The 3,729-nt window shown below is 47.3% G+C and carries 4 protein-coding genes; 1 reads left to right on the top strand and 3 read right to left on the bottom strand.

Annotated features, from left to right (window positions below; translation table 11 throughout):
* Window positions 1–615, top strand: a 615-nt coding sequence (locus KDK18_RS07855) for a hypothetical protein (RefSeq protein ID WP_257254351.1), incomplete at its 5' end; no start/stop codon positions are given.
* 69 nt (window positions 616–684) lie between these two features.
* Here the strand turns inward: KDK18_RS07855 and KDK18_RS07850 are convergent.
* The 3 genes from KDK18_RS07850 to KDK18_RS07840 form a co-directional block, all read right to left on the bottom strand.
* A complete protein-coding gene (locus KDK18_RS07850) occupies window positions 685–1,518 on the bottom strand; it encodes a thymidylate synthase (protein WP_257254350.1) in 834 nt (277 codons plus the stop codon).
* Between the two features lie 33 nt (window positions 1,519–1,551).
* Window positions 1,552–2,442 carry a prolipoprotein diacylglyceryl transferase gene (gene lgt, locus KDK18_RS07845; protein WP_257254349.1) on the bottom strand — a complete coding sequence of 297 codons (891 nt, stop codon included), beginning with the start codon at window positions 2,440–2,442 and terminating at the stop codon, window positions 1,552–1,554.
* 125 nt (window positions 2,443–2,567) lie between these two features.
* Entirely contained in the window at window positions 2,568–3,356 is a 789-nt protein-coding gene (locus tag KDK18_RS07840; protein ID WP_257254348.1) for a sulfite exporter TauE/SafE family protein, read from the bottom strand.
* Between the last annotated feature and the right edge of the window lie 373 nt (window positions 3,357–3,729).

Below are 3,729 nucleotides of genomic sequence, written 5' to 3'. Positions count from 1 at the left end.
TCAGTACAGCCTGAGTATTATTACCTCTGGGACAAACTGAAAGTTTCCAACAGGCCTCTGGTGATCAAATACAAATATCCATTCTGGTATAACACTTTCGCTACTCACAGTCGTTATCGAGTGATTGATGTTCAACCGGTTGAGAGCAGCTTTTCCAAAACACCTTCATTTACTCAACACCCCAATGGCATTGATTTAGATCCGGTGGTACAAAATTCAAGGGTCTTCAGTCAATGGCAAACATTCGGGCTGGTGCTTCATGTAGCCCGTTGGTCAGTGAGCCACAACTGTTTGGTATACCTTCATTTGGGTGGCACCGCCAGGATTATGAAAAGCAGACCGGTTTACACACCCTCTCTTGAATACAATCCTGATAATCGTGAATATGAATTCACAACGGTTTCAACTTATGAAACTTATGAGGTTGAAGTACCCAATGTTGTAAAACTGAGCACGAGCGACGAAGCCATTTGTCGCTATGCAGAAGATGCCGCTGTATCGCAGTCAGAAGTCTATGTCGAATACACTGGAGTAAAAGCCCGGCCTGATACCGAGATGTTTCATGTTCTCCACTCTATCCAAGTTGAAGCGCCTTATGGTAATGAAGAAAAGTAATGATTCAAGCTGACGCAACAACAATCCTTGGTTTGATACGTCAGAGCACCTGAAAAGCACGAAAACCGCTTAAACAGAAACAGCCGCCTTAATGTGAGGGTGAGCCTTATAATCAACCAGTTCAAAGTCATCAATGGTAAATTCGAAAAGATTCCTGATGGCAGGGTTCAGCTTCATTGTTGGTGAATGAAAAGGCTTACGGGTCAGCTGTTCTTCTGCCTGCTCCAGATGGTTGGAGTAAAGATGGGCATCACCAAAGGTATGAACAAAATCCCCCAGCTTCAGATCACATACCTGGGCAATCATCATCGTGAGTAACGCATAAGATGCGATGTTAAAAGGCACACCCAGGAAAATATCAGCACTGCGCTGATAGAGCTGGCAGGAAAGCTTGCCATCCAGAACATAGAACTGAAACAGACAGTGACAGGGAGGCAAAGCCTGTTTACCCATAGCGGCATTGTCTTTAGGGCTGAACTTTACATCGGGCAGCACACTGGGATTCCAGGCACTGATGACCAGCCTTCTGGAGTCTGGATTGGTTTTTATTTCATCCAACAGCCATTGAATCTGATCAAACGTTTCGCCGTTTGCATTTTCCCAGCTTCGCCACTGCTTGCCGTAAACAGGGCCCAGTTCTCCTTCATCCGTCGCCCACTCATCCCAGATTCTGACACCGTTTTCCTTCAGATAGGCAATATTAGTGTCACCCTTCAGGAACCAGAGCAATTCATGAATAATGGAGCGCAGATGACACTTCTTGGTGGTGACCAGTGGGAAACCTTTCGACAGATCAAAGCGCATTTGATAGCCAAAAACACTGTATGTTCCAGTGCCGGTTCGATCCGATTTGAAAGTACCTTGCTCTTTCACATGACGCAGGAGATCGAGATACTGTTTCATGGCATTGATCCTTTATTTATTTGCTCATGGCTTTTAATTCCGCTCACGGCTGCTCTTTCCACTCATGGCTGCTTTCCTACCAGATTTGACCGCATGTTTTTTCAACCAGACCCGATCATCCTGATTTTGACCATCTACCAGTGGAAACTTTTTATAGGCTACCACCATAAGTCCCGCACCCAGAAGGATCATGGGCACCGTCAGCAACTGTCCCATCGTCAACCAGTCAAAAGCAATGAAGCCCAGCTGCTGGTCAGGTTCCCGAACAAATTCTACGCAGAAGCGCCCAACACCATAGATCAACAGGAATAGACCGGACACGGCCATACGGGGACGAGGTTTGGCCGAGAACCACCAGAGCACTCCAAACAGGATGACCCCCTCAATAACGAACTGGTAAAGCTGTGATGGGTGTCTTGGCATCCGGGAGGGATCCGTCGGAAATACCATGGCCCATGGAACATCTGTTATCCTTCCCCATAGCTCACCGCCAATAAAGTTACCCACACGACCCATGCCCAGTCCCAGAGGAACGAAAGGGGCAACGAAGTCTGTCATCTGAAAGAAGTTCTTATCGATCTTGCGGCCAAAGAGGAATACGGCCAGCAAAACCCCCAATAAACCACCATGGAAAGACATGCCACCTTCCCAGATACTAAACAGCCAGAGTGGGTTTTGCAGAAAATAATCAAAGTTATAAAACAGCACATAGCCCATGCGCCCGCCCACTATGACCCCAACGGCGACATAGAATAATAAATCCCCAATTTGTTCGGAATTCCATAAACCGTTTGATTTTTTGGCTCTCTGAACAGCCAGCCACCAGCCTCCGGCAAAACCCACCAGGTACATTAGACCGTACCAGTGGACTTTGAGAGGTCCAAGGCTGATCGCAACGGGATCAATTTGAGGATATGGGATCACAGGAGGATTCCGGATAGTTCTCAAGGTTAACTGTTACGTACTCTTCTGTTTCAGTCAGAGAGAAGTACATTTGGCGGACCAGTGTATCAGCTGGATAGAGGATTGAGCCAGCTGACCAGGCCCTTTTACATTGAGAAAAGAAACTTACACCCTACTATCAATAACAGGACAACGAACAGTTTTTGCAGCTTTTCAGAAGACAGCTTGTGGGCTAACTCAGCTCCAAAGCGAGCAAACAGTACACTGGTCAGGACAATGCCAAGAAATGCCGGCCAGTAGACGTAACCGGTACTCATCGTCGGCAACAGCTCGTTTTCATGACCCAGAAACATGTTAGCCGCGGTTCCCATTAAAGCAATCGGCAACCCACACGCAGCAGAAGTCGCTACTGCCTGGGTCATAGAGAGGTTGTACTTGCGCAAAAGTGGTACCGACAGGGTTCCACCACCGATTCCAAAGATGCTGGAAGCCCAGCCTATGACGCCTCCGGCTGCCACCAACACAGGTCTTGCCAGCACCCTACTGCTTTCAGAAGGCTTGAAGCCAAACCACATTTTTGCGGCCACTGCCAAGGCAAAAATCCCAATGACTTTCTGAAGCATCGGACCTGACATCTGGATGGCAGTATGAACCCCCAGCCATGACCCCATCAGAATTCCGATAGTCAAAACACTGAAAACAGGCCACTGCACAGCCCCCTTGACATGATGAGCACGAATCGAACTGAGCGAAGTGACAACAATAGTGGCAAGAGAGGTACCCACAGCGAGATGGGTGAAAATATCAGGAGATAACCCCTGCAGCTTGAAGCTGAAAACCAGTACCGGAACAATTATCAGCCCGCCACCGATCCCGAACAGGCCAGCCAGAGTCCCGGCCAGAGCACCAAGCAGAAGGTAAGAAAGAAAAATCATTAAACAGCAATCCAACTAAGCAGCCTCAAATCAGGAATCCTGTCATGATTCTCCGTGGCTGAGGCCATCAAACATTATCAGCGCAGCATCCCCTAAAGGATGAAGATCGATCCTTATTCTAAACAAAATTAACACGTTAATTGACTAGAAAATCACTATTTAGCTCATCTCTTTTAAGAACATAACCCGCCAGGAAGCTCATTTAACCTCACTACAATAGCATCATGGAATACAGCATCGAAGCATCTTCCCTGAAACCGGGACGTTGTAGGACAGAAACAATAACGTACAAATTTTGCCTATCAACTAGCAAGAAAGTCTTCTCAGAAACAGACAACAGAGCCATTTGCACTGACGCCCTGGCAATATGGCT

The sequence above is a fragment of the Endozoicomonas sp. SESOKO3 genome, assembly GCF_024606255.1.
The sequence above is the reverse complement of the archived record's forward strand: the minus strand, read 5'-3'. Positions and strand labels throughout refer to the sequence as shown.

Bases quoted from the DNA above. Each gene is read 5' to 3' on its own strand.
- KDK18_RS07850 (WP_257254350.1), bottom strand. From the start codon at position 1,518: ATGAAACAGTATCTCGATCTCCTGCGTCATGTGAAAGAGCAAGGTACT.
- KDK18_RS07840 (WP_257254348.1), bottom strand. From the start codon at position 3,356: ATGATTTTTCTTTCTTACCTTCTGCTTGGTGCTCTGGCCGGGACTCTG.